The sequence below is a fragment of the Bordetella genomosp. 10 genome (genome assembly GCF_002261225.1).
Lineage (GTDB): Bacteria > Pseudomonadota > Gammaproteobacteria > Burkholderiales > Burkholderiaceae_B > Bordetella_C.
Genome location: NZ_NEVM01000001.1, coordinates 60,509 through 86,415, shown reverse-complemented (window position 1 = coordinate 86,415; position 25,907 = coordinate 60,509). Strand labels below are relative to the sequence as shown.

19 protein-coding genes are annotated in these 25,907 nt (G+C 65.5%); 5 read left to right on the top strand and 14 right to left on the bottom strand.

Annotated elements, in window-relative coordinates; genetic code table 11:
* Window positions 1-22: 22 nt before the first annotated feature.
* The 5 genes from CAL29_RS00405 to CAL29_RS00385 form a co-directional block, all read right to left on the bottom strand.
* On the bottom strand, window positions 23-775 hold the full coding sequence (locus CAL29_RS00405) for a transporter substrate-binding domain-containing protein (RefSeq protein ID WP_256977098.1): 753 nt from the start codon (window positions 773-775) through the stop codon (window positions 23-25).
* Between the two features lie 155 nt (window positions 776-930).
* Window positions 931-2,109: an N-methyl-L-tryptophan oxidase gene (solA, locus tag CAL29_RS00400; protein WP_094851047.1), complete on the bottom strand. Its 1,179-nt coding sequence runs from the start codon at window positions 2,107-2,109 to the stop codon at window positions 931-933.
* Window positions 2,110-2,267: 158 nt separating this feature from the next.
* Complete coding sequence (locus tag CAL29_RS00395) at window positions 2,268-4,745, bottom strand: TonB-dependent siderophore receptor (RefSeq protein WP_094851046.1); 2,478 nt, start codon at window positions 4,743-4,745, stop codon at window positions 2,268-2,270.
* Window positions 4,746-4,917: 172 nt separating this feature from the next.
* Window positions 4,918-5,913: a FecR domain-containing protein gene (locus CAL29_RS00390; RefSeq protein WP_094851045.1), complete on the bottom strand. Its 996-nt coding sequence runs from the start codon at window positions 5,911-5,913 to the stop codon at window positions 4,918-4,920.
* Between the two features lie 24 nt (window positions 5,914-5,937).
* On the bottom strand, window positions 5,938-6,453 hold the full coding sequence (locus tag CAL29_RS00385) for a sigma-70 family RNA polymerase sigma factor (RefSeq protein WP_094851044.1): 516 nt from the start codon (window positions 6,451-6,453) through the stop codon (window positions 5,938-5,940).
* Between the two features lie 306 nt (window positions 6,454-6,759).
* On the opposite strand from CAL29_RS00385, the gene CAL29_RS00380 reads away from it, so the two are divergent.
* From CAL29_RS00380 to CAL29_RS00370, 3 genes are all read left to right on the top strand, one after another.
* Window positions 6,760-7,296: a sigma-70 family RNA polymerase sigma factor gene (locus tag CAL29_RS00380; protein WP_179283854.1), complete on the top strand. Its 537-nt coding sequence runs from the start codon at window positions 6,760-6,762 to the stop codon at window positions 7,294-7,296.
* A complete protein-coding gene (locus CAL29_RS00375; protein WP_256977097.1) occupies window positions 7,293-8,363 on the top strand; it encodes a FecR family protein in 1,071 nt (356 codons plus the stop codon). The genes CAL29_RS00380 and CAL29_RS00375 overlap by 4 nt, the downstream gene beginning before the upstream one ends.
* Window positions 8,364-8,534: 171 nt before the next feature.
* Window positions 8,535-10,988: a TonB-dependent receptor gene (locus tag CAL29_RS00370; RefSeq protein WP_094851042.1), complete on the top strand. Its 2,454-nt coding sequence runs from the start codon at window positions 8,535-8,537 to the stop codon at window positions 10,986-10,988.
* 33 nt (window positions 10,989-11,021) lie between these two features.
* Here the strand turns inward: CAL29_RS00370 and CAL29_RS00365 are convergent, their stop codons facing one another.
* Both CAL29_RS00365 and CAL29_RS00360 read right to left on the bottom strand, forming a co-directional pair.
* Entirely contained in the window at window positions 11,022-11,993 is a 972-nt protein-coding gene (locus tag CAL29_RS00365) for a Bug family tripartite tricarboxylate transporter substrate binding protein (protein ID WP_094851041.1), read from the bottom strand.
* A gap of 186 nt (window positions 11,994-12,179) precedes the next feature.
* The gene (locus tag CAL29_RS00360; RefSeq protein ID WP_179283853.1) at window positions 12,180-12,962 is read right to left on the bottom strand and encodes an enoyl-CoA hydratase-related protein; all 783 of its coding nucleotides are present in this window, start codon (window positions 12,960-12,962) and stop codon (window positions 12,180-12,182) included.
* Between the two features lie 367 nt (window positions 12,963-13,329).
* Here CAL29_RS00360 and CAL29_RS00355 point away from each other — a divergent pair, with 367 nt between their 5' ends.
* A complete protein-coding gene (locus CAL29_RS00355; RefSeq protein ID WP_094851039.1) occupies window positions 13,330-14,520 on the top strand; it encodes a CaiB/BaiF CoA transferase family protein in 1,191 nt (396 codons plus the stop codon).
* A gap of 107 nt (window positions 14,521-14,627) precedes the next feature.
* Here the strand turns inward: CAL29_RS00355 and CAL29_RS00350 are convergent, their stop codons facing one another.
* The 3 genes from CAL29_RS00350 to glmS all read right to left on the bottom strand — a co-directional run bounded on the left by CAL29_RS00350 (window position 14,628) and on the right by glmS (window position 19,264).
* Window positions 14,628-16,031 carry an MmgE/PrpD family protein gene (locus tag CAL29_RS00350; RefSeq protein WP_179283852.1) on the bottom strand — a complete coding sequence of 468 codons (1,404 nt, stop codon included), beginning with the start codon at window positions 16,029-16,031 and terminating at the stop codon, window positions 14,628-14,630.
* Window positions 16,032-16,334: 303 nt separating this feature from the next.
* Entirely contained in the window at window positions 16,335-17,276 is a 942-nt protein-coding gene (locus CAL29_RS00345) for a LysR family transcriptional regulator (protein WP_094851037.1), read from the bottom strand.
* A gap of 155 nt (window positions 17,277-17,431) precedes the next feature.
* Entirely contained in the window at window positions 17,432-19,264 is a 1,833-nt protein-coding gene (gene glmS / locus CAL29_RS00340) for a glutamine--fructose-6-phosphate transaminase (isomerizing) (protein ID WP_094851036.1), read from the bottom strand.
* A 158-nt stretch (window positions 19,265-19,422) separates the two neighbouring features.
* Here glmS and CAL29_RS00335 point away from each other — a divergent pair, with 158 nt between their 5' ends.
* Complete coding sequence (locus CAL29_RS00335; RefSeq protein WP_094851035.1) at window positions 19,423-19,914, top strand: Lrp/AsnC family transcriptional regulator; 492 nt, start codon at window positions 19,423-19,425, stop codon at window positions 19,912-19,914.
* A 75-nt stretch (window positions 19,915-19,989) separates the two neighbouring features.
* Here CAL29_RS00335 and CAL29_RS00330 read toward each other — a convergent pair whose 3' ends face one another.
* The 4 genes from CAL29_RS00330 to glmU form a co-directional block, all read right to left on the bottom strand.
* On the bottom strand, window positions 19,990-21,075 hold the full coding sequence (locus CAL29_RS00330; RefSeq protein WP_094851034.1) for a glycosyltransferase family 4 protein: 1,086 nt from the start codon (window positions 21,073-21,075) through the stop codon (window positions 19,990-19,992).
* Window positions 21,072-22,394: a UDP-glucose dehydrogenase family protein gene (locus tag CAL29_RS00325; protein WP_094851033.1), complete on the bottom strand. Its 1,323-nt coding sequence runs from the start codon at window positions 22,392-22,394 to the stop codon at window positions 21,072-21,074. Before CAL29_RS00325 ends, CAL29_RS00330 begins: the two co-directional genes overlap by 4 nt.
* A 183-nt stretch (window positions 22,395-22,577) precedes the next feature.
* Entirely contained in the window at window positions 22,578-24,011 is a 1,434-nt protein-coding gene (locus CAL29_RS00320; RefSeq protein ID WP_094851032.1) for an MFS transporter, read from the bottom strand.
* Window positions 24,008-25,381, bottom strand: coding sequence for a bifunctional UDP-N-acetylglucosamine diphosphorylase/glucosamine-1-phosphate N-acetyltransferase GlmU (gene glmU, locus CAL29_RS00315; RefSeq protein WP_094851031.1), 1,374 nt, complete (start codon window positions 25,379-25,381; stop codon window positions 24,008-24,010). Before glmU ends, CAL29_RS00320 begins: the two co-directional genes overlap by 4 nt.
* Window positions 25,382-25,907 lie beyond the last annotated feature (526 nt).

Genomic DNA, 25,907 nt, shown 5'->3' with positions numbered 1-25,907 from the left:
AAGCTCGCCGCCATGAGCCGGATCATTTGGCGGCTGCCGCCTGTTCGTGCATGGTGCGCGCGTATTCCGTCGGCGTGATGCCGAACTTCTTTTCCTCGTCCACGATGAGGCCTGTTTTCATCCAGTCCCGGGTGGCGCCTTCCAGGAAGGCCTTCATCGTCTCGTTCCCCGGCGCCACGGCCATGATCCAGCGGGTGGGCAGGACGCCCTTCAAAGGCATGGCGTAGGCGCCGTTCCAGTCGGCCTCGAGCAGGCGGCCCTGGATGAAGGTCTGGTCGTAGACATAGCCGACGCAATTCCCCTGCTTGAGCGCCAGCAGCGGTTTCTCCGAACCGTCGAACGCGGAGAGCTCGGCGCCATAGGTGCGGGCGACGTCCTTGTTGTACCAGGAGCCCGAGGTGGCGCACAGCGTCTTGCCCTTGAGGTCGGGCCAATCGTGAACCTGGGTCGACTTGGGCATCAGCACGTTGACGAAATCGGAGTAGTACGGCGGATCGATCGCCTGGACGACCTTGCGCCGTTCCGGCGTGTCGGACATGGTCGCGATCAGCACGTCGATCTTGCCTTGCTGGAGGAATTCGATGCGGTTCGACGCCACGACGGGAACGAGCTCGAGCTTCACGTTCAAGCGCTTCGCGATGTCCGCGGCCAGGTCGGGCTCGATGCCGACGATCGCGCCCTCCGGCGAGCGGAATCCAAAAGGCTTGTAGTCGGCCTTCACGCCCACCACGAGCGTGCCTCGCTTCTTGATGGCGTCGACGCCATCGGCGGCCATGGCCGCATTCATAAGACCGGCGAGTGCGACCGAGAAAACCGCGCCGCGCAAAAACGATTTCATCATGACTACCCCTTGTCGATATGGATGCGCCTGTAGCGACGCTTTTGTGTTTCCCGCGCGCCACGCTCGTCGCGCGCGGGCTTTCCTGCAATTCACGCCTGGCGAAAGCGCGCGATGGAAAACGGCGCCAGGTCGACGTCGCTGCGGCCTTCCGCCACGGACTGCGCCACGGCCTCGCCGATGCCGGCGGAATGCTTGAAACCGTGCCCCGAGCAGGCGGATATGACGGTGATGCGATCCTGCTCCGGATGGCGGTCGATGATGAAGCGGCGGTCGGGCGTGACGGTGTAGAGGCAGGCCGCCGCCTTGGCCACGCGCGGCGTCACGCCGGCCAGGCGGCCCTGGACATGGTCCCGGTACATCGCCGCCGATTCTTCCGGCGCGACCTCGCGGTCCATCGCATAAGGCGTGGTGCTGGTGGCATATTGCTCCGTCGCGACCTTCAGGCGCGGATCTCCCGCCGAGGGCGGGAAGCCGTAAAAGTAATCCGTTTCGCGTTCGCCGTGCATCCAGATAAACACGGGGGACGCGGCCGCGCCATAGGCGCTCACGTCTTCGATTTCATACCAGTGCAGCAACTGGCGGGTGACGGTGAGGAGACGCTCGAACGGTCCCCCGAGCAGGTCGGCGCACCAGCTACCGGCCGAAACCACGGCCCGGTCGGCGAGGATGACGCCCTGGTCGGTGACGATGCGCACGCCGCCGGCCTCCTGCGCGACGCTTTGCACCACGGTATTGCTGCGGATCTCCGCGCCGAGCGCCCGCGCGCGCCCCAGTTGGGCCTCGATGCAGGCCTCCGGGCGGACATAGCCGCCGCCGGGTTCGTAGCAGGCCCATTCCCGGCCGGACAGGCCGACGAACTGGGGAAAGCGGCGCGCGATCTCCGCGCTGTCGATCACCTCATGGGGAATATCGAAGGCGGTGGCGCTTTTTATCGAGCGTGAGACGAAATCCGGCATGCCGTGATGAAGCGCCTTGTTGTCGCGCGGCGACATGATCAAGGTGCCGCAGGCATTCAGCAGCGAAGCGCCCGTGGCGGCCTCGAGTTCCCGCCAGATGCGGTGCGACGCCAGCACCAGCGGGACGTAATCCGGTCCTTCGCCTACCGCCTGCCGGGTGATGCGCGTCTCCCCATGGCTGGAGCCCAGCGCATGCGGCGCCGCGTAGCGCTCGATTCCAATGGCCTTTACGCCGCGCTTGGCGAGCTGGTACAGCGTCGCGCTGCCCATCGCGCCCAGGCCGATGACCGCAACATCTACCCGCGTTTCCATGTGATGCCGTTCCTGTTGGTGATTGACATCGCAAAGGGTAGGGATGCGCCGCGCGAGCCGTCAACGATGCGCGCGGCGGATGAAGCAAAGCTGCACCTAAGCATTAAATCTGCTTATGTTGCGGCGGAGCCGGCACGACGCCGACGGCCATTGATGGATCAATAGCTGGCCCGCACCGTGAGCATGACGCTGCGCGGCGCCCCGTACTCGGCGAAAAGCGAAGCCGGGGCGCGGGAGTAATAGCGTTTGTCGAAGAGGTTGTTGACCGTCACGTCGGCCGACAGGTGGGAATTGAACTGGTAGCCCACCTTGGCCGAATAGATCGCATAGCCGGCCTGATGGTATTGCGGAGACAGCCGGTAGGTATTGCTTTGCACGTACATGCCCGCGCCCACGCTGAGTCCCTGCAATGGCGCCTGGGTAAAGCGGTAGGTGTTCCACAGCTTGAACAGGTGCCGCGGCGTTTCGCCGTCGTAGGAGGCGCCCTGGTCGGTCGGGCTGGACGTGTACCGGGTATTGGTCAGCGTATAGCCCGCGACGACGTTCCAGTTCGGCAATGGCTCGCCGGACAGTTCGGCCTCCCATCCCTGGCTGCGCACGGCGCCGCTGGCCGCGGAGAATCCCGGATGGGCCTGGTCGGCCACCGCCAGGTGGTCGCCGTTGATGCGGAAGGCGGCGAGGGTCGCATTCAGCCGGTTCTCCAGGAAACTGCCCTTCAAGCCGACCTCGTACTGCTCGCCGGTGAAGGGCGCGATGGCGCCGCCCGAGGCGGTGGTGTCCGTCTGCACCGAGAATATCTTGGAGTAGCTGGTATAGGCGGAGACCTGCGGGGTAATGGCGAACACCAAGCCGCCATAAGGCACGAACTTGCCGTTCTCCTTCGCGGTGGTGGTCCAGTCGCCGCCGGCGGGCATGGTGGTCTTGGATTGCTGCCGGAAGTACATCTCCCGGCCGCCCAGCACCAGGGAAAGATCGTCCGTCAGGTGCGAGTTCACGTGGCCGTAGAGGCTGAACTGGCCGACGCGCTGCCGTGTTCCCGACGTATAGGGCATCGCGGGCTCCGGAATATCCACCTTGAAGATGTCGTAGGTGCCGAGGTCTTCCGAACCGCCCCGGAAACGCTGGTGGAAGGTGGTGTAGTTCGCGCCCAGCAGGACGTCGTTGCGGCGGCCCAGGATGGTGATCGGACCGGACACGCGGACGTCCGTGGCCAGCCAGTCGTCGTCGATCAACTGGTTCTGGCCGAAATAATCCGCGGTGCGCGTGGCCCCGTCCGGTTGCAGCGCGAAGGCGTATTTCGCGTGCGTGCGGTTCTCGCGCGACAGCACGGCGGCTTCCGCCTTCCACCCGCTGTCGAAGCGGTGCGTCAGCGCCGCCTTGCCTTCCTGGATCGTGTTGAAGGAATAGGACCAGTCGGGCGCGAAGTTCTGCGAACGGCCGCGCGGACCGCGCACGACCTGGCCCGCCGTGTCATAGCCCACGCCCCAGTCCGTCTCGTAGGTCGGCGTGTCCTGATAGCCCGCCGACACCGAGAAGGTGGTGCGGGGCGTGATGTCGTATTCCAGGACGGCATAGCCCATGCCTTCGCGGGAGTGCTCGCCGTCGAGGAAGGAGTTGGCCTTGGCGGCGACGCCGACCACCCGGCCGCGCAGCGTCCCGGCGGCATTCAAGGGGCCCGACACGTCGATCATCTGGCGATAGTCGGCCCACGAGCCGATGGAGGTCTCGCTCTTGAGTTGCAGGGTGTCGGTGGGCCGCTTGCTCACCAGGTTGACGCTGCCGCCCAGGGAGCCCTGTCCATCGAGGAGGCCGGCGGGTCCGCGGAACACCTCGACGCGGTCGTACATGGCCATATCGAACAGCGTCGAATACTGGATGCCGTTGAGGATGGACAAGCCGTCCAGGGACACGTTCACCGGAAAGCCGCGCGCGTTGTAGTACGCCGTGGCGCCGCTGCTGCTACTGCTGTTGCCCGTGTAGTTGATCGAGGCGATGCCCGTGGAATAGCGCATCGCGTCGCGGATGGTCGTGATGTTCTGGTCGTCCATCTGCTGGCGCGTCAGCACCGACACGGAACTGGGAATGTCCTTCAGGGATTGCGTGTTGCCGAACATCGTCACGGCGTTCGCGGCGTAGGAACCCGAACCCTCGGTGGTGGCGTCCACCGCGGCGCCCAGCACGGAGACCTCGGGCAGCGTCGTCGGCGTGCCGTCCGGTCCCGTGGCGAGGCGCCGGCGGACCAGGAACACGCCCGTTCCTTCGTCGACGATCTCCAGCCCGGTGCCTGCCAGCAGGGCGGCGAACCCTTCCCTGACGGTATAGGCGCCGCTCAGCCCGGACGTGCGCCGGCCGGCCACGATGCGGGAATCGACCTGCACCGTCACGCCGGCCTGGCCGCCGAATTCCGCCAGCGCGGCGCCCAGCGCGCCCGCCGGCACCGCATAGACCTTGCGGCCAGCCGCGGCGGGCGCATCGCCGGCGGCATGGGCGAACGAGGACGCGGCCAGGCCGATCAGGGCGAAGCCCGCGGGCAAGGCGCGCAGCGCCAGCGCGAGGGCCGTCAGGCGCAGGGAGCGGAGGGGCGCGCCGTTCTCGGCGGAGCGGCGGGCCGGCGGGCAGGGGTGGCGAGCAGCCATGGACTTTCCTTGGAATCGATCGGTTTCGGAGCGGCTTCTATGGCTATGAAACGCGAGCGCAGGAAAGGGGACAGGATTCGCGGATTTTTTTCAGGGGAAACCCACCCCGTACCCGCTTCGCGGGCCCCCTCAAGGGGGCGGCGTTGGCGGACCGGAAGGATGGGCAAAGCGTTCACCGTCCCGCGGGGGTATCGGCGGCGGCCACGGTGACCCAATAGCGGGTGCGGTACACGACGCGCACGGGCAGCGTCCTGGGCAAGGCGTCCAGGATGACGTCGATGTTGTCGAGCTGGAAGGCGCCGGTAAGCCTCAGGTCGGCGACGGCGGGATCGCAGCGCAGCACCCCGGGCCGATAACGGCTCAGTTCCGACACCACGTCGGCAAGGCGCATCTGGTCGGCGACGAACATGCCGCGCGCCCAGTCGGCGGCGTGCGCGTCGGCGGGCGCGACGGCGCCGACCCGGGCGGCGGTGAACCGGGCCTGCTGCCCGGCGTCGAGGACGCGGCGCGCCGAGGGCGCGCCGTCGGGGGTCAGCTCCACCGCGCCCTGAAGCACCGCGACCAGGGTATCGTCGGCGCCGTCGCGCACGACGAAGCGCGTTCCCAGTGCCCGGATGCGCCCCTGCCGCGTCTGGACGATGAAGGGGCGATAGGCGGCGCCGGCGCGGCCGGCATCATGCCCGGTTTCGACCAGGACCTCGCCGCCGCGCAGGAAAATGCGCCGTTCGGTTTCGCTGAAGGCCACGTCGATGGCGGTGGCGGTATTGAGGTCGACGCGCGTGCCGTCGGCCAGGACGACCTGGCGCCGCTCCCCCGTGGCCGTGCGCTCGTCGGCCACCCACGTCCGCCATGGCACCGACGAATAGGCGAGATAGCCGGAGGAACCGGCCACCAGCAGCGCGGCCAGCGACTTGATCGCGGCCCGCCGGCTCGCCCGCCGCGCGCGCCCGATGGCGGCCATGCCGATCCGCGGCGGCACGACCTCGAATTTCGCGTCGAGCTGCTGCGCCAGGCGCCAGGCGCGCTCGTGCTCGGGATCGGCGTTGCGCCAGCGCAGGCAGTCCTCGATATCCTGCGGCGTCGCGGCTTCCCGCAGGCGCACCAGCCACGCCGCCGCGGCGCGCGCGACGGCCCGGTCCAAAGGACGCGCGGGCAAGGAGGCGTTCATGAGATGGGGCTCACCCTGGCATCCTCATGCCATCGCCAGCAGGCATTCTTCATAGGCGGTGGCGATGTAGCGCTTGATGGTGCGCTCGCTCACGCCCAGCCGCACGGCGATCTCGGCGTAGGTCAGCCCTTCCAGTTGCGCGTACAGGAAGGCGGTGCGCACCTTGGGGGACAGGGTATCGAGCAGGGCGTCGATCTCGTGCAGGGCCTCCAGGACCAGCAGGCGCGCTTCGGGAGAGGGCGACAAGGCCTCCGGCTGCCCCGCCAGCGCCTCCAGATAGGCCTGCTCCAGCGACAGCCGCCGCCAGTGGTTGAGCAGCACGCGGCCGGCCACCGACGTCAGATACGCCCGCGGCTCGCGCAGTTGCAGGTCTCCCTGCTTGCGCCAGGCGCCGAGGACCCGGACGAAAGTATCCTGGGCCAGATCGGCCGCCTCGAACGTATTGTTCAGTTTCTTGCGCAGCCAGTTTTGCAGCCAACCATGATGATCACGGTACAGCGCGTGCAATCCTCGTTGCTCGGCGGATTCCACAGGCGACACGAGACGACCCCTATTAACAGACCACTTCAGATGAGAATGGTTGCTATTTATAGCTGAAAACGTGCCGCGCCGCACGTTTTTTCGCTGCCGGGCCCCCCAAGGCAAAACCGCCCCCTCGGGGGACAGCAAGCGGCGTAAGCCGCGCGGCGTGGGGGCTTTTTTCGCTGCTGGCTGGGCCGCCGCCAAGGGCAATCGACACTCCCCGCATTGTGCAAGCCTGAGACAGACATATAGAATAAGAACGATTCTCAAACTTATGCCATACGCCGGGCGTCCCCTCCCGTGGAGCCAGTGGGAGAGGTCGCCGTGCCCATATCCGAACTCAATCCCCTCCAGCAGATCGAAACGCTGTACGCCGACCACGAACGCTGGCTGCTGGGATGGCTGCGGCGCAAGCTGGGCGGCGCCCAGGACGCCGCCGACATCGCCCAGGACACCTTCGTCCGTATCCTGGCGACCCGGGACGCGCTGGTCGGCATCGAGGAACCGCGCGCCTACCTCACCACCATCGCCAAGCGCCTGCTGGTGGATCGCTCCCGCCGGGCGGTCGTCGAACGAACCTATCTGGCCGAAATGGCCAGGCTAGCCGAACGCCTGCCCACCTATCCCTCGCCTGAAAGCGTGCTGATGGCCGTCCAGGCCCTGGAACAGATCGGCGCCGCCGTGGAAGACATGACCGCCAAGGTGCGCGAAGCCTTCCTGCGGCACTACCTGGACGGAGAGACCCATGCGGACATCGCCGCCAGCCTCGGCGTCTCCACGCGCATGGTGAGGAAATACCTGGTCCAGGCCCTGCTGTCCTTTCGCGCTCGCTGTCCGGCCCTGGCCGAACACGGCGCATGACGCGACGCCAGGCAAGACGCTTCATGGGCCGCCCCGCCTCCGCTTCTCCCACGCCGGATGCAGCCGACACGATCGCCGAACAAGCGGCGGCATGGATCGTTCTTCTTACTGACGACGACGAGGCCACGCGCAAGCAGGCGTGCCTGGAGTTCGAATCATGGAAACAGGCGGACCCTCGTCATGCCGCCGAGGCGAACCAGCTTGAACGGATCATCGACCAGCTTCGCGGTGTGCGGGATGCGGCGAACGGCAATCCGCGTCCCGCGCGGGCGGCAATCGACGCGGTCGTCGCCAACAAGCGAAAACGCCGCCGGATCAAACATGCCGGCGTCGCGCTGTTGGCCGCCCTCGTCATCGGCGCGCCGGCGTGGATGGCGATGCGCGCCTGGCCGCCCGGGTATCTCATGGCCGACATCCGCACCGCGACCGGAAAGTGGGAAACCCGCCTGCTCGCGGACGGCACCCGCATCACGCTGGACAGCGCCAGCGCCGTCAACCTGCGCTACGACGCTCGCCGGCGCACCATTGAACTGGTTCAAGGCGAAATCCTGGTGGATGTAGCCAAGGACGCAAACCGTCCCTTCGTGGTCGAAACGGCGCACGGCAGCATCCGCGCCCTCGGCACCCGCTTCGTCGTGGACAAGGAGGACGACGATACGATCCTGAGCATGATCGAATCGCGCGTCGCGGTGCAGACCGCCGAACAGCGGGCGGCGGGCAGCGCCGCAAGCACGGAAGTCGCCGCGGGCCAGCGCGTGCGCATCACGGCCGACGCCGTCGGGCCGGCGGAATCCGTCGATACGCGCAGCTTGTCCGACACATGGAAGTACCACCAGCTCGTGGTGGAGGGCCGGCCGCTGAACGAGGTGCTGGACGAACTTGCGCGCTACCGGACCGGGCACATCCATTACGACCGCGCACAGATCGAGCGTTTCAAGGTCAGCGCCGTGCTGCCGCTCGACGATCCCGACCGCGCATTGCAACTGCTGCAGGCGAATTTCCCAGCCTTGCGCATCCGTACCCTGTCGCCATGGCTGGTATGGGTCGATGCGCCTCCCGCCCAATAGTCGAAAAAAAACGCCAGGACCGGTTCCGCTTGTCCGTTCTCATCCGTCATGACCATGAGAACGGCAATTACCGCGCGCTGGCCAGGGGCGATGCCCTCATGTCCCCGCGGTTCATTGGCGTTCGATGCCCGTCCCGGGCCTTGAAGATCAACGAACCCTGGAACTTCCATCATGTCCGTGTCGCCTGCCGCGGCGCAACCGCTGGCCGCATCGCCTCTCCGCACCCGTCCGGAGCCGCTTTCCCTCGCTGTCCATCTCGCTTTCGTCGCGACGCTGATGCTGGGCGCGGTATCTCCCGGCCAGGCGCAAACGCCGGCTCAGACCATCCAGTACGACGTGGCGCCCGGGCCCTTGGCTGTCGTGCTGAATCACTTCGCGCAGCAATCGGGCGTGGCCATCGCCATGGACGCGAACCAGATCCAGGACTTGCGCTCGCCGGGGCTGAAAGGCGCGTACGGCGTGAACGAGGGATTCGCCATTCTGTTGCAAGGCAGCGGCTACACCATCGCGAAAACGCCGGCCGGCTATATATTGCGCCGCGCCCCGGCCACGCAATCGGGCCCCGGCGCCGAGCCCGTAACGCTGCCGGTCGTATCGGTGCAAGGAAGGGCTCCCGCGAGCGCACTTCCGCCCGCCTATGCCGGCGGCCAGGTAGCCACGGGCGCGCAGGTCGGCATGCTGGGCAACCGCGACATGATGAACACGCCCTTCAGCGTCGTCGGCTATACCAGCAAGACCATCGAGGACCGCCAGGCCCAGAGCATCGGCGATGTCCTCATGAACGATCCCGCCGTGAGAGTCGACAGGCCCGCCGGCAGCTATGCCGACGAGGTCTACATCCGGGGCTTTCCGTTGATGAACCCCGAGGTGTTCCTCAACGGCCTGGCCGGCGTCCTGCCCTACAACTTCGTCGGCACCGACTTCGTCGAACGGGTGGAGTTGTTGCGGGGCGCCAGCGGGCTGCTGTATGGCATCTCGCCAAATGGCGCGGTGGGCGGCGCCATCAACGTCGTTCCCAAGCGCGCGACGGACGATCCCATCACCCGCCTGACCACGACCTACGGTTCGGATTCCCAATTCGGCACGCACGTCGACATCGGGCGGCGATTCGGCGAAAACAAGCAATGGGGCATCCGCTTCAACGGCACGCTGCGCGACGGCGACATGCGCGCCAACGGCACATCGGAACAACTCACGGCCGGGATACTGGGCCTGGATTACCGGGCGGACAGATTCCGGTTCTCGCTGGACGGTGGCTACCAGAAGCGGAAGTTGAAGGGGTTCTACGACACCCTCGACTTCCTGTCCAACGACTTCAAGGTGCCTTCTCCGCCCAAGGCAACCGACAACTACCCGTCTTGGACCCGTTTCAACAGTGAGGATACGTTCGGCATGGCGAAGGCCGAGTACGACTTCGCGCCCGACTGGACGGCGTTCGCCGCCACCGGTTTCGCGCACAACACGTCCGATATTCTCGGCGGCATAGGGCTGCTGGAAAATCCGGCCGGCGATGCGCTGTTCTTTCCCCGAGCCACCAAGTTCGTGGAGGATAGCGCCTCCGCCCAGGTCGGCATCAGGGGAAAATTCGATACGGGTCCGGTCAACCATCAGGTCTCGTTCACCGGCGACTACTACCGGCGCCGCGCTTCCTTCGGCCAGACGCTCTTCGCCTCCGAAAGCGGGAACATCCACGATTCCGGCAGCTTCGCGGCGCCGAACCTCTCCACCTACGCGCCGGATGCGCCGCTCTCGTCCATCACCGCCCATTCATCCATCGCCGCCGCGGACACGCTTTCCATCCTCGATGAACGCATCCAGTTGACGGCAGGGCTTCGCTCGCAGCGCATCGACACGAGAAACTATGCGACGACGGGAGCGGTTTCGTCCAACTACAAGCGCAGTGTCCTGACGCCCGCCGTGGCGTTCGTCGTCAAGCCCTGGCAAAACGTCTCGCTCTACGCCAACTTCATCGAAAGCCTGCAGCCGGGCATCGTCGTTCCCGCGGCCTACGCCAACGGCGGCCAGACGCTGGCGCCCTACGTCTCGCGCCAATACGAAGTCGGCACGAAAGTCGATTGGGGCAAGGTCACCACGACCGTTGCCCTGTTTCAGGTCAAGCAGCCGAGCGGAACCGTGGACACGGCAAGCAATACCTATTCGGCGGATGGCGAACAGCGCAATCGCGGCATCGAATTCCAGGCATTCGGCGAAGCCGCGACCGGCGTGCGGCTGCAGGGCGGCATGGCATATACCGACGCGCGCCTTACCAAGACCAACTCGCCCGGCACGCAAGGCAACCGTCCTTACGGCGTGCCGCAGTTCCAGGCGAACATGGGTCTTGAATGGGACACGCCCTTTATTTCCAGGCTGACCTTGACCGGCAACGCGGTCTATACCTCGTCGCAGTACATAGACGCGACGAACCAGCAGAAAATCCCCGGCTGGACGCGCTTCGACGTGGGTGCGCGGTATGTCTGGGAACGAGCCAACGGCAAACCGGTCACCCTGCGCGCGCAAGTGCTCAACGTGGCCAACCGGCGGTACTGGTCGTCGTATTCCTTCACCAATAGTCTGGCCGAAGGATCGCCCCGCACCGTCATGGTGTCGGCGCAGTTCGACTTCTAGGGCATGCCGAAACAGCGGATCGAAGGGCTGCCATCAAGGCCGGATATGCGCGTCCTCGATCAACTTGCCCCACTTCTCGCTTTCACTGGTCATATAGTCCTGCATTTCCTTGGGAGAAGAAGGCAGCGGCGTCATGCCGGAACGGGACATGACTTCCACCACTTTCTTATCGGCAAGGGCGGCGACGATCGCCTTGTTCAGCTTGTCGATGATGGGCGCCGGCGTCCCGACAGGTGCGACGAATCCGTACCAGCTCGTAGCGTTGAACCCGGCCAGGCCGCTTTCATCCAGGGTCTTGACCTCCGGAAGCAGGGGTGCGCGATGCAGGCTTGTGACTGCCAGGGCCTTGATCTTTCCGCCGCGGATATGCGGCACGACCTCGCTGATCGCGGAAAACAGAATGGGCACGTTGTTGCCCAGCAGGTCGTTCATTGCTGGCATCCCGCCGCGATAAGGCACATGGGTAAAGCCCTGGATATGGCGCATCTGCTTGTACAGCTCGCCTGCCAGGTGACCCGCGCTGCCAATACCGGACGAACCGTAGCTGAGCGTATTCGTCTTTTCGAGCGCGGCATCCAGGTCTTCCAGCGAATTCAGCCCCGTCGCCGTATTCGCCACGATCACCACGGGCAGTTCGGCGGCCAGCGAGATGCAGCTAAAGTCCTTTTCAGGGTTGTAGCCCGCATGCGTGTCCAGATGCGGGTTCACAGCCAGTGCGCCGATGGTCGAGAGCATGATCGTGTAGCCGTCCGGCTGGTCCCGGGTCAGGGCCTGCGCCGCGATGCCGCCACCCGCGCCGACCTTGTTTTCGACGATGACTTTCGTGTGCAAGGTCCGCGCCATGTGGCTGGCGATCACACGGCCCACGATATCGGAACCGCCTCCCGGCGCGAAACCTATCAGCATGGTGATCGGCTTGCTGGGATAGTCGTCTGCCGCCTGGGCCCCCAGGGGCGCCGCGGTCACTATCGCGGTGGCGGATATTGCCAATAACAGGTTCTTCATTTTGTCTCCATCAATTGTTATATGAAAAGCGGCGGGGATTTACCGCGTTGGTGATCAGCGGGACAATCGCGTGGTTTTTTTTGCGCAGTATCGGACTCCTTCCGACTCGTCGGAAGATGACCGCCACCTGGTTTCCGGCAATGGTTGCCGGGCCGCGATTTCTTAAAAAAAGTTTTGACCAGAGGCTCAGGAACCCGTAAAACGGGGCGGGCGCTTTTCCGCGAAAGCCTTGCGCCCTTCGATATAGTCGCTGCTGCCGAAACACAGATCGACGGCGTCCCTGCAAACCGATACGTCCATGCCCTTGACCGAGCAGGCCTGGTCGATAGCCAGCTTGGAAGCGATGTGCGTCAAAGGCGCGAGTTCGCAGATCCTGTCCAGCAGATCGTCGATTTCCCGTCCTTCCAATACGGCGTTGACCAAGCCGATGCGCTGCGCAGTCTGGCTGTCGTAACGCCGCGCCGTATAAAGGATTTCCTTGGCGGCTGCCGGCCCTGTCAGCCACGCCAGACGATGTAGCCAGAGCGGGTTGTAAGCCACGCCGATTTTGGCGGCGGGTATCGAAAATATGGCGTTTGCGGTCGCATAGCGCAGATCGCAGTGCAAAGCCAGCGCCAAGCCCCCGCCCAGGCAATATCCGCGAATGCGCGCGATCGTGGGTTTGCTGACCAGGCGCACTGCGTCGACGGCCCGCTCGACCGTCGCGTTGTACAACGCGGTGTCTTCGGGCGAACTGCGCTTCTTTTCGAATTGCGAGATATCGGAGCCGGAGGCGAATGCCTTGTCTCCCTCCCCCTGCAGCACGATCGCACGGACCCCCGGGTCTTGATCGAGGCCGGCCAATATATCGGGCAGGCTGTTCCACATATCGAAGGTAAGCGCGTTCAGCTTGGCGCGGTTATCCATGCTGACGAGGGCCAGCGGCCCTTGCCGGCTTACGTGTAGACGTGGCTCGGAAGACGAAGGCATATCGTGTCCTTTGTTTTGATGCAGCGACCCTGGATAGCGGAGGAGCGCCGGAAGTTGCCTGTTCTTTTTTGGAATGCGAGGCACCGGCATGACCACATCGGCTGACCGCAATGCGATGTGGCGATTCTCCCAGAATGCATTGCGGATAAAAATTCGCAATTCTGGAAAAGCAACTTTGTCTTTTTGAAATTCCAGGATCGTGCCCGGAAGGAACGGGCCGGCGAAATAAATGGAAGCCCTCGATTCCGAATTTTAGAATTTCAATCTCAATATTCGCGAATTGTGCCTTGTTTACCGGCATGCGATTCTGTAAAGCCCCGGGCAAGACCCTGTCTTTTTATAGCCCCGGCGGACTGGAGAGACGACCATGACCGAAAATGCTTCGCTACCCTTGCACGGCTACAGAATTCTCGACCTGACGCGGGTGCGCTCGGGTCCGACGGCGGTGCGTCAATTGGCCGACTGGGGTGCCGATGTCATCAAGGTCGAATTGCCGGTCGAGCCGAATCTCGAGACGGAAATGGGAGGAACCCATCTGGGACCGGATTACCAGAATCTGCACCGGAACAAGCGCAGCCTGACCTTGAACCTGAAAAAACAGGCCGGCGTAGAGATATTCCGGCGCCTGGTCGAAACGGCTGATGTCGTAGTTGAAAACTATAGGCCCGAGGTAAAGCATCGCCTGGGGATCGATTACGAAACCTTGAAGAAGAACCATCCAGGGCTGATCTACGCAAGTATTTCGGGATTCGGCCAGGATGGCCCGTATGTCAAACGTCCCGCTTACGACCAGATAATCCAGGGGATGACGGGAATGATGTCGGTAACGGGGTTGCCCGCCCATGGGCCCGTGCGCGCCGGCGTCGCAATCGCCGATACCACGGCCGGCCTTTACTGCGCGCTCGGCATTTTGATGGCCTTGCTGCAGCGCGAACGGACCGGCGCGGGACAATGGGTTCAGACGTCCCTGCTGGAGTCGCTGCTGGCGGTCATGGATTTCCAGGCCGCCCGCTGGTTGGTGGCAGGAGAGCTTCCCGTCCAGGCCGGCAACGACCATCCGACCATCATTCCTACCGGGGTCTATGACACGCAGGATGGCAAGATCACCATCTGCGCGTCCGGACAGACCATGTGGCAGCGCCTGTGCCGGGCTTTGGACCGTCCCATGTGGCTGGCCGATCCGCGCTTCGTCGGCAACCGGGAGCGCTCGGCCAACCGGCATATTTTGAACGGAGCGCTGCAGGCTATTTTCTCCGGCAATACCAGCGCCCATTGGATAGACAAACTCAGCCGGGAAGGCCTGGCCTGCGGGCCGGTGAACACAGTCTCGCAGGCATTCGACGATCCGCAAGTGCGCCATCTGGGCACGCGGTGGGATGTCATGCATCCCGTGCTCGGCAACATCGGGCTGGTCGGCCAGCCCATCAGGTCCAGCGCCACATCCAGCGGCGTCCGCTCGCTTGCCCCCACGCCCGGACAGCATACGGACGAGGTGCTACGCGAACTCGGTCTGTCGGCGGCGCATGTCGCCGAATTGCGTGGGTCCGGCGTCGTTTGATGTTCCTGGCGCCGGAATCAAGGCATTCCGGCCACCCGTGCTCGCGGTCGAATCAGGAAGGGGATTCAGGGGCTGTCAACACGGGAAGGCGTCACGCACTGGCCGTGTTAGCAGCCCCTGGGCAGTTCCCCGGTAAACAGGCCGGTAAGTGCCACCCAACGCTCATTGCTCAAGGTCTCCAGCTTCCACAGACCGTCCAGAAGGTCGCGCGCGCGCGACCGGCCCAGTATCGGTTCGACAAGTCCGAATGCCTTGGCGTCGATTTCATCGCGAGACATGCGGTTTTTCCAGGTGCCCCTGACGCAAGGCGTGTGATGGCGCAGCGTCTGCCCGTCGGCCAGGTTGACGCGAACGATGGCTTGGCGGCCGCCCGCTTCCTGCAACTCGATGCTGGGTATCAGAGAGATGCGCTTGCGCACCGCCAGCACTCGGCTGTCCTGCATTCGGCCGACATCGTGCACCGAGTCGAATGTGAGTTCGCGGTCCACGAGGAACAGCGCCAGCAGATGTTGCAAGGATATATTGGGCATGGCCCTCGCTTCGACGATGAACACCTCGTTGGCCTGGATTTCAACGTCCACCGAGCGTATCTGTTCCACGTCGGCAGGTATCGAGGGCAGCATCGCCTCCAGGCTGTCCAGGCACGCTTGAATGGGAGAGCCGACGCACCATTTCTTGATATCGGAATGGAGAATCTCGTTACCCAGGATCATCGGTTCATCGAGCGATCGCCCGCCTTCTCCCGTGCCGTAGGCGTGCAGCAATCCCCGCTCGGCGGAAATAACCTCGGGACATCCGGTCCAGCCCTGTTCGCAGAGCAATGCCGAGAACAGCGCATTCTTCGCCGCCATGGCGCCGAATACGAAGGCTTTCTGCACGTGATCCGAATCGGACATCCAGCACGATAACCCTGATGTCTCGTGCCCGGCGTATGACAGCAGATGCCCTGTCCTGGAGGCGTCGAAGCCTAGCAAATTGGCCGCTACCGCTGCGCAGCCGAACAGCGGCCCGATGGCGTGGGAAGCGTGCCCGGCCATGTTCAGCGGCATGGGCCCGAGCGCTTCCAACACACGGGCGCCCACGTCGTAGCCCAGCGCCACCGCGCGAACGATGTCGCGGCCGTCTGCCTTCTGCCGCTCGGCCAATGCCAGGGCGGCGGGCACGATGCCGCAGCCGGGATGAAATTTGGATTTCTCGTGGGAGTCGTCGGTTTCATCCGCATGGGCCAACATGGCGTTGACCATCGCGGCATGCTGAAACGGCAGCCGGACAGGGCTGCCCGCCACCCCGGCTTCCGGGCGGCCCTCGAGTAGTGGCACGATCTGCAGCGCGCGCTTGCCCACATCCAGGGTAAGGCCGGAAATCATGGCGGCGACCGTGTCCACGATATGGTGCTTGGTTTTCTCCACCACGTCGGCCGTTAATTCCGCCGTGCCTGCTGCCATGATGAACGCGACAAGGGAATCCGTGCCGGAATTGCGGGTCTGGGCGCCGTCGATAGGGTCGGCCATGAAAATTCCTCGATTTGGGCTTATGTATTTTTGAACCATCCCTGATTTTGCGCAGTCCTGTTCCAGGGCCGCCGAAAATGGCGAAATCCCATGGGCAAGGGAAGCGGGACGAAAGCAAAATCAGATCGATGACGAAGTCCGGTCTCCTGCCGGTTCGCGATTCGATGGTTGCATAGGCAAATGGAGGAATCAATTCGCAAATTATCAGCCGCGTTTTCAAATCTTTGGAATTCACGCGGCTTGCCGCCCCGAAGGACCGGCGACTTGCAATGCGGCCCGTCGACCGCCAGATCGGGATCGTTTTTAGGTTTTCGGAAACGCGAGCCCGCTCACATCGTTCTTCATGTTCTGGGACTGCAGGATCCAGTCCACCAGGGCCTTGATCCCCGGGTCGGCGGTTTTGTCCCGATGGGTGGCTATATACACCTCCCGGACCGCCCATTTATCCATCATTCTTATGATGCGATAGTTGAAGTATTTCGATTTCTGGATGGCTTCGCTATGGGGAATCAATGCGATACCGAGACCCGCCGCCACCAGGTCGCACAGTGCCTCGAAGTTCTGGGTATGGATCCGTATTTTCATCAGCGCTTTTTCCTGGCTGACGGCGCCCTTTATGAATTGATAGAAAGGCGACTTCTCGTACAGGGAAATGAAATCGAACTTCAGCGCCTGTGCGAATTCGACGGAGTCCTCGGCGGCCAGGGGATGGGCCGGCGACGCTATCAATACCAAGTCCTCGATTTTCAACGGGTGGTAGACCAGCAGGTCATCGCGGGGAATATCGTTCAGCGACAGCACGCCGATTTCCGCCTGCTTCGCTTTCAGCGCGCTCGATATGTCCCGCGACGAGCGCTCCTGCAGGTTGAAGCTTATATCCGGATGCGTGAGCATGAATGCTTCTATCGCATCCCTGACCAGGCCATTGACGGCCAGAACCGTAGACAACAGGCGTATGCAACTCGATACCCGTTTGGCTTGGCTTTCCATCTCCTGCTCCAGGCGTTCCAGTTGCTGGAGAATGGCTCGCGCGCCGCCGATGAATGTATGCGCCGCGGCCGTCGGCATCAGCCCATTGGCGGTGCGGTGAAACAGCGCCTGCCCTATCGACTCCTGCACCTTTTTCAGGCGCGCGCTCGCCGCCGGCGGCGAAAGGTGCGAACGTTCCGCACCGACGGTCAGGCTGGACGTTTCCGCTATGTTGAGGATGAGTCTTAAATCGGAGAAGTCGCAGTTGATTTTCATATGCTCGCTGGTCGCCTCGGCCGCGCTATTCGGATGAGCCCGTCACGTGCAGTGTATGACGTGTCGGCCCGCCCGCCGCGCCGTGACGCCGCCGAGACGCCTCGCGCAGACCGACAGCACCTCCGTTCCCCGGCCGCCCAGCTTGAACAGCCCCCTCACTCCACCGTCACGCTCTTCGCCAGGTTCCGCGGCTTGTCCACGTCCGTGCCGCGCGCGCAGGCGGTGTGATACGCCAGCAACTGCAGCGGCACGGTGTGCAGGATGGGCGAGAGCTTGCCGTAGTGCTCGGGCATGCGGATCACGTGCATGCCCGGGTCGCGCACGATCTGGCTGTCCGCGTCCGCGAACACGTACAACTCGCCGCCGCGCGCGCGGACTTCCTGCATGTTGGATTTCAGCTTCTCCAGCAAGGCATCCTTCGGCGCGATGGTGACCACGGGCATCTGGTCCGTGACCAGGGCCAGCGGGCCGTGCTTGAGTTCGCCGGCCGGATAGGCCTCCGCGTGGATGTAGCTGATTTCCTTCAGCTTCAAGGCCCCTTCCAGCGCCACCGGATAGTGCAGTCCGCGGCCGAGGAAAAGCGCGTGTTCCTTGGACGCGAAACGCTCCGCCCAGGAAATGATCTGCGGCTCCAGCGCCAGCACCGAACTGATGGCGGCCGGCAGGTGGCGCAGCGCTTTCAGGTGCTCGGCCTCTTCTTCATCGGTGATGCGGCCATGCACCTGCGCCAGCGCCAGCGTCAACATGAACAGCGCCGCCAGTTGCGTGGTGAAGGCCTTGGTCGAGGCCACGCCGATTTCCACGCCGGCGCGCGTGATGAAGGCCAGCCGGCATTCGCGCACCATGGCGCTGGTCGCCACGTTGCAGATGGTCAGGGTGTGCTCCATGCCCAGGCTGCGCGCATGCTTCAGCGCGGCCAGGGTGTCGGCCGTTTCGCCCGACTGGGAAATCGTCACCACCAGCGAACGCGGATTGGGCACGCTGTCGCGATAGCGATACTCGCTGGCGATCTCCACCGCCACGGGAATTTTGGCGATGGACTCGATCCAGTACTTGGCGGTCAAGCCCGCGTAGTAGCTGGTGCCGCAAGCCAGAATCAGCAGGGAGTCCGCCTCCTTGAATATCTTGTAGGCGCCGTCACCGAACAGCTCCGGCGTAATGGTTTCGATGTCCTGCAAGGTGTCGCCCACCGCGCGCGGCTGCTCGAAGATTTCCTTCTGCATGAAATGGCGATACGGCCCCAGCTCGGCGGCGCCGCTGTGAACCTGCACGGTGTTGACCTTGCGCTCGACGGCGCGGCCCTGGTCGTCCGTGATCCACACGCGCGACAACTGCAGGTCGACGACGTCGCCGTCTTCCAGATAGATGATCTGGTCGGTGGTGCCCGCCAGCGCCAAGGCATCCGAGGCGAGGAAGTTCTCGTTCTTGCCCAGGCCGACCACCAGGGGCGAGCCCTGGCGCGCGCCCACCACGCGATGCGGCTCGTCGCGGCAGAACACCGCGATGGCATAGGCCCCCAGCAGGCGGCGCACCGCCTGCTGCACGGCTTCGAGCAAATCGCCGGAATACAGGTGATTCACCAGATGCGCGATGACTTCGGTGTCGGTCTGGCTTTCGAAGACGTAGCCGGCCGCCTGCAATTCGGCGCGCAGCTCGTCGTGATTCTCGATGATGCCGTTGTGGACCAGCGCGATGCGCGGCTTGTCCTTGCCATGCGCCGAGAAGTGCGGGTGGGCGTTGTGCGTGGCCGGCGCGCCGTGCGTGGCCCAGCGGGTGTGGGAGATGCCGGTGTAGCCCGTCAGGTGTTCCTGGGCGATCAGCGCGGCCAGTTCGGACACGCGCTCCGTGCTGCGCGTGCGGCGCAGTTCGCCGTCGGCGTAGACCGCCACGCCGCAGGAGTCGTAGCCGCGGTATTCAAGGCGACGCAGGCCCTCGACCAGGACAGGAGTAATGTCGCGTTGGGCGACGGCACCGACGATTCCGCACATGGCTGGCTCCGGAAAAAAGAAAGACAGGCGCCATTGTGGGCGGGTGAAGGAGAAATAAGATTTCTTTGTTCCGACGAAAATGAACTAATATTCAATGATTAGGTACGTATGAAATTTAAGAAATACATACCGAAGATTATGGAATTTTCTATCGCAACATGGTGCTCCCCGCCGCCATCCCTCTGGATGACCTCGACCGCCGCATCCTCGCCCAGTTGCAGGAGGATGCCTCCCTGACCAACCAGGAACTGGCCGGCAAGGTCCACGCCTCGCCGCCCACTTGCCTGCGCCGCGTGCGCCGCCTGGTGGAGACCGGGGTGATCGAAAAACAGGTCGCCATCCTGGATCCCGCGCAACTGGGCAGCACCCTGACCGCCATCGTGGAAATCACGCTGGACGTCCAGGCCGCGGAAAAGATGGCGGAATTCGAGGCGCGCATGCGGGACGAACCCGCCATCCTCCAGTGCTATCGCGTATCGCCCGGCCCGGACTTCGTGTTGATCGCGCAGGTGCGCGACATGCCCGCCTACCATGCGCTGGTGCATCGGGCGTTCACCGCGCAGGCCAACGTGCGCAACGTGCGGACCTTTTTTTCGGTGCACCGCTCGAAGTTCGAAACCCGCATGGCGGTGACGCCGCTGGAACCGTAGGCGGCCCCGGACCGTAACGCCTTGCGCATTGCACGCGACACGCAATGCGATGCGATGTGATGCGGCGGGATCCGCTCAGCCTTCCAGGCGCGCCGCCTCGCCCCGTTCGCGCAACAGGCGCTCGAACTGGTCCAGGTAGCGGCCGCCCATCGTGCCGACGTCGTGCTCGACGCGCACGTAGTCGTAGGCGCGCGCGGTCATCGCCTGGCGCAGGGCATCGTCGTCCAGCAAGGCCGCCATGCCGCGCGCCACGGCGCGGTAGTCCTCCACCGCGCAAAGAATGCCGCGCCCGTCGGCCAGGCTTTCCTTCAGGCCGCCGGCGTCCGTCGACACCACCGGCACGCGCTGCAGGAAGGCATCGAACACGCTGCTGCCCAGCGCTTCCTCGCGCGACGTCATGGCGAACACGTCCATGCAGGGATAGAAATCCTCCACCCCCTTGCGGAAACCGGCGAACAGGTAGACATCCTTCACGCCCAGCTCGGCCACCAGCGCGCGCGCCTGCGCTTCTTCGTTGCCGCCCGCGCCGAAATGCACGAACAGGAAGTCCCGCCGCGTCCGCGCCAGTTCCGCCACCGCCCGGATCATGGTCAGCGGGTCCTTGTCGTGGATCAAGGCGGCGGACGTGGCGATGATCCGCTTGCCCGGCACCTTGAATTCCGCCGCCAGCCGCGCCTGGTTCGCCGCGTCGGGCGGCATGGGCGCCACCGCGCTGCGGATGATCACGGGCGCCAGGCCCAGCCGGCGCGGCTCGGTGGCCGCCATGTCGCTGATCGCCACGAAGAGATCGACGTGGCGCCACTTGAAGCCGGTCTTCCATTCCTCGTTGGGCTTGACCACGAAGGACGTGCGCCGCGAAAAGACCACCGGCCGCCGGTGCGCCGGCTTGGTCAGCACGGCCCAGGTCACCGTATTGGCGGTCTGCGCGTGGATGATGTCGTAGCGCCGGCCACGGCCGGCGAGAAAGCCGATCTGCCCCGGCACGCCGGACACGGCATGCACCTTGAATCCCTGCTCCGCGGCACGCTGCGCCAGCGGCGCGCCGGCCCGCGCCAGCAGCTCCACCTCGTGCCCCGCATCCCGGAAGGCCATCATGCAGTACAGCGTTTGCCGCTCGCCGCCGCGCCAGCCCTTCTCGAAATTAAGCTGCAGGATCTTCATGCGCGGCCGATACCCTCGTATTCGAAGCCCGCGGCCTTCACGTCCGCCGCGTTGTACTGATTGCGGCCGTCGAGGATCAGGGGCGTCTTCAGCAAGGCGCGCACGCGCTCGAAGTCCGGCGCGCGGAAGACTTTCCATTCCGTGACCAGCACCAGCCCGTCGGCGCCTTCCAGGGCATCGTACATGTCGGCCACGAAGCTCACGCGCGGATTCTTGCCCAGGACCTTGGCGGCCTCGTCCATGGCCACCGGATCGTAGGCGCGAATGGTCGCGCCGCGCCGCGTCAGTTCCTCGATCACGGTCAAGCTGGGGGCCTCGCGCATGTCGTCGGTGTTGGGCTTGAAGGCCAGGCCCCACAAGGCAAAGCTGCGGCCGCTCAAGTCCTCGCCATAGCGGCGCACGATCTTGCGCGCCAGGCGGAACTTCTGTTCGTCGTTGGCGGCCTCGACCGCCTCGATCACCCGCATCGGCAACTGGTGCTCGCCGGCCATGCGGCCCAGGGCCTGCACGTCCTTGGGGAAGCAGGAACCGCCGTAGCCAGCGCCCGGATAGAGGAACTGATAGCCGATGCGCGGATCGGCGCCGATGCCGCGGCGCACCTGCTCGATGTCGGCCCCGACGGCTTCGGCCAGGTTGGCCATTTCGTTCATGAAGGAAATGCGCGTGGCCAGCATGGCGTTGGCCGCGTATTTCGTCAGCTCCGCCGAGCGCACGTCCATCACCATGAGGCGATCGTGCGTGCGCTGGAAGGGCTCATAGATCCTGCGCATGACGCCGATGGTGTAATCGTCGTCGGCGCCGACGACGACGCGGTCCGGGCTCATGAAATCATGGATGGCCGCGCCTTCCTTGAGGAACTCCGGGTTGGACGCGACGCTGAAGGGCAGATCGACGCCGCGCTCCGCCAGCACTTCGCTGACGGCGGCGCGCACCTTGTCCGCGGTGCCCACCGGCACGGTCGACTTGTCGACGATGATCTTGCGGCCGGCCATGTGGCGCGCGATGCCGCGGGCGGCGGCCAGGACGTATTGCAGGTCGGCCGAGCCGTCTTCGCCCGGCGGCGTGCCGACGGCGATGAATTGCACGTCGCCATGCGCCACGCTGGTGGGGACGTCGTCCGTGAAATGCAGGCGGCCGGCCTGGACGTTGCGGCGCACCAGGTCTTCCAGGCCCGGTTCGTAGATCGGGATGCCGCCTTCGCGCAGGAAGGCCACCTTGGCGCTATTCACGTCCAGGCACATGACGTCGTTGCCCATTTCAGCCAGACAGGCACCCGACACCAGGCCCACGTAGCCCGTACCCACCACGGTAATCTTCATCGCATTCGCCCTAGAAAACATGGCGCGTGACGAAGCACGCGCCCGATGCACGGGATTATAGGGCCCGCCCTCGCGGCGACGGCTCGCGCGGAAGCCGCCTCGGCGCGAGCCGGCCCAGGTCCGCCCGCGCGCTGCTTTCCAGCGTCGCCGCGGCGTGACGCCGTGTCGACGCGACCCAGGGACCTAGGCCACGGGCGCCACCGCCTTGAAACGCACCGTATTGACCAGGACCGCCACGCCGGCGCAGACGGCGCCCAGGATCAGGGCCAGCGACGGGCCATGGGCCGTGCTCAGACCGAAGGCGGTCGCCACCAGCGCGGTGCCGCAGCTCTGCCCGAAAACCCGGGTGGTGGCCTGCAGGCCGCCGATGGCGCCGCTGCGCGAGCGCGGCGCCGAGCCGATCATCGACCGGTTGTTGGGCGTCTGGAAAAAGCCGAAGCCCAGGCCGCACACGAACATGACCACGATGATGGTGGTGTTGCCCACGTCGTGCGGCAGCAGCGTCATCGCCACCAGGCCCAGCACCATGGCCGCGGCCCCCACGCCGCTGAGCGTGGCCGCCGAAAAGCGGTCCGACAGGCGCCCCGCCAGCGGCGCGACGACGGCCGTGCCGATGGGCCAGGCGGCCATCAGCATACCCACCTGCAACTGCGGGCGCCCCAGCACCGATTGGAAGAAGAACGGCAGGGAGACATAGGAGGCCATCTGCGCCGCGAAGGTACAGGCGGACGCCGCCACGGCATAGGCGATGGGCTGTATGCGCAACAGGTCGACCGGCGCCAGGGGCGCGGTCTGCTTCGTGGCGCGCCGCACCAGGATATAGCCGGTGACGAGGGAGATCGCGATCAGGCCCACGCCCTTCACCGGGTCGGCGACCAGCTTGTCGACGCCGATGATGAAGACGCCCAGCGTCAGCATGTTCAGCAGCGCGCTGATGGCGTCGAAGCGCGTATTGGTGCGCGGCACGTCCGGCAGGAAACGCAGCCAGAACATGCCGAGTATGCCCAGCGGCACGTTGACGGCGAAGATCCATGGCCAGGCGGCCACCGACAGGATGGCCGACCCGATGGTCGGCCCCAGCACCGACATCACGGCCACCGTCGTCGCGTTCAGGCTGATGCCCCGCCCCAACTTGGCATGCGGATAGATATGGCGCACCAGCCCGCCGAACATGCACATCAGCGAGGCCGCGCCCACGCCCTGGAAGATGCGGGCCAGCGTCAGCGTCACCAGCGAATTGGCCATGGCGCAACCGAGCGACGCCACGGTGAACAACCCCAGCCCCATGGCGAACATGCGGCGAAAACCCACGCGCTCGGCCAGCGACGACAGGGGCAGCAGCATGACCACCAGGGCCACGCTATAGGCGTTCACGATCCACACCGAATCCGCGGGATCGACGCCGAGGTCATGGGAAATCGTCGGCAGGGCGACGTTGGCGATGGTGCTGTCCAGCACCGACAGGCTGATGCCCAACAACACGACGCTGGCCGCCCAGTAGCGGCGCGGGGTGGGCAGGCCGTCCTGGACGGCGGCCTTGCCCGGGGGGGTCGAAGCCGGGCCGCCGGACGCGGCGCCAGGCGCCGTCCCGGCCGGGGAATCGGAGGTGTCCTTCATGGTTTCTTCTTGACGGGCCGCGTCCAGCCGGGGATGGTGGCCTGGCGCGCGCGCGAGACCGTCAATTGCTCGGCGGGGGCGTCGCGCGTGAGCGTGGTGCCGGCGCCCAGCGTGGCGCCGCGGCCCACGCGCACCGGCGCGACCAGTTGCGTGTCGGAGCCGACGAAGACGTCGTCCTCGATGATGGTGCGATGCTTGTTCGCGCCGTCGTAGTTGCAGGTAATGGTGCCCGCGCCGACGTTCACGCGCGCGCCGATGTCGGCGTCGCCGATATAGGTCAGGTGATTGGCCTTGCTGTCGGTGCCGATCACCGCGTTCTTCACTTCGACGAAATTGCCGACGTGCGTCCGGTCGCGCAGGTCGGCGCCCGGGCGCAGGCGCGCATAAGGACCGATGCGCGCCTCGGCGCCCACCTGGGCCTGCTGCAGGTGGCTGAAGGCCTCGACCTGGGTGCCGGCGCCCAGCTTGACGTCGCGCAGTACGCAATGCGGCCCGATGCGCACCCCGTCGGCCAGCTCGACGCGGCCTTCGAACACGCAGCCGACGTCGATGTAGACGTCGCGGCCCACGGCCATGCTGCCGCGCAGATCGAAACGGGCCGGGTCCGCCAGCGTGACGCCGGCCTCCAGCAGGCGGCGCGCCTGTTCGCGCTGCCAGATGCGTTCCAGTTCGGCCTGCTGCACGCGGCTGTTGACGCCCAGCGTCTCCCACGCCGCGGCCGGTTGCGCGGCGCCGACCGGCACGCCGTCGGCCACGGCCAGCCCGACGGTGTCGGTCAGGTAGTACTCGCCCTGGGCGTTGTCGTTGCCGATGCGGGTCAGCCAGTTCTTCAGGCGGGCCGTGGGCGCGCCGATGATGCCGGTATTGACCTCGCGGATGGCGCGTTCCTGCTCGCTGGCGTCCTTGTGCTCGACGATGCGCGTCACCTGACCCTGCGCGTCGCGCACGATGCGGCCGTAGCCGGTGGGATCGGCCACGGTTTCGGTCAGCACGGCCATGCCCTGGCCGCGCGCTTGCAGCAGGCGGCGCAAGGTCTCGGGCTGGACCAGCGGCACGTCGCCGTAAAGCACCAGCGTGGCGTCGTCCGCATCGCCTTCCAGCAGCAGCGGCGCGGCCTGCGCCACCGCGTGGCCGGTGCCGTGCTGGGGCTGCTGGAGAGCGAAGTGCAGGTCGTCCTGGCCGGCATAGGCGGCGCGCACCCGGTCCGCGCCATGGCCGACCACGACCACGATGCGGGCGGGTTGCAGGCTGCGGGCGCTGTCCAGGACATGATCGAGCATGGGCCGTCCGGCCAGGGTATGCAGGACCTTGGGCAGGTCCGATTGCATGCGTTTACCCAGCCCCGCGGCCAGAATGACGATGTTCAGCATAGGGAGAAACTTCGCAAGAGCGCCCCGTGCCGCAGGCGGCGGGGCGGGAGAAGGGCCGCGATGCGGCCCGGGCGGAATGGCATTTTACGAAAGCGGCCGGCGGCGCGCGCCCGCGGCATGGGCCGCGTTGCGCGGCGCGCCGTTGGCCGCGGTCTTGGAAAGGGGTTTCTTCGCGGGCGCTCGCGCGGCCGGCGACGGCTTGCTCGAACCCTTGGCGCCGGCGGGCCGGGCAGGCTGGGCGGAGGCATGCGCCCGCGTGCCGGTGACGGCGGCGGCCTTGGCGTCCCCGCCCGGCTTGGCGGCGGTCTTCCTGGCGGGCGCCTTCGTTGCGGCTGTCTTCGTCCCAGCCGCTTTGTTTCCAGCCGCCTTGGCAGGGGCCGCGTTCGCGGCGCCTGCCTTCCTGGAGGCCGACTTGCCCGCGCCGGCGCCATCGCCGGCAGGCGCGGCGCCAGCGTCGGGCGCAGGGGGAGCCATGCCCGCCATCGCGGCCGGCATGGAAGCCGCCGTCGCCGCGGCCAATTGGCCG